The sequence below is a fragment of the Haloferax sp. AB510 genome, assembly GCF_024136985.1.
Taxonomy (GTDB): domain Archaea; phylum Halobacteriota; class Halobacteria; order Halobacteriales; family Haloferacaceae; genus Haloferax.
The window spans coordinates 1-555 of record NZ_JAMYJY010000243.1 but is presented as its reverse complement, the minus strand read 5'-3'; the positions used below and the strand labels follow the sequence as shown (position 1 = coordinate 555).

Genomic DNA, 555 nt, shown 5'->3' with positions numbered 1-555 from the left:
CCCGTGTCGACCCTCGCCCGCCGGCTGACGGGCGACTCCTCGGAGCGACCGACCTCGACACCGGCGCGGTCGCCCGCCGGTACGAGTGCCCGCGCGGTCCCGTCTACCACCTCACGCCGCCCGAATCGACGCTCGACCAGCGCGCCGCGCGCACGCTCGAAGCCGCCCACGACCAACTCGCCCGCGGCGCTGTCGATGCCGGCCCGCGCGCGCCGGGCCGTGCCGTCAGACTCGTCGCGGACCCGGACGACCCGGTCGAGACGCTCGCGGCGATTCTGGCGAAGCACACCGCGGGCCACGGCGTCCTCGACGACCTGTTTTCGGACCCCACGGTCTCGGACGTGTACGTCTCGACGCCCGCCGACGAGAACCCGATTCGCGTCGTCGTCGACGGCGTCTCGATGCCGACGAACGTCCGCCTCGCGCCCGGCGGCGCGGAGTCGCTTGCCTCCCGCCTGCGTCGCGTGAGTGGCGCGTCGTTCTCCCGTGCCGACCCGACACTCGACACCGTGGTCGAGGCCGGCGGCGTGAACGTCCGGGTCGCGGGCGTGACCG

The 555-nt window shown here is 74.8% G+C and carries 1 pseudogene; it reads left to right on the top strand.

Annotated elements, in window-relative coordinates:
- A pseudogene (locus tag NKF06_RS20825) lies at positions 1-555 on the top strand (type II secretion protein); the annotation flags it as partial.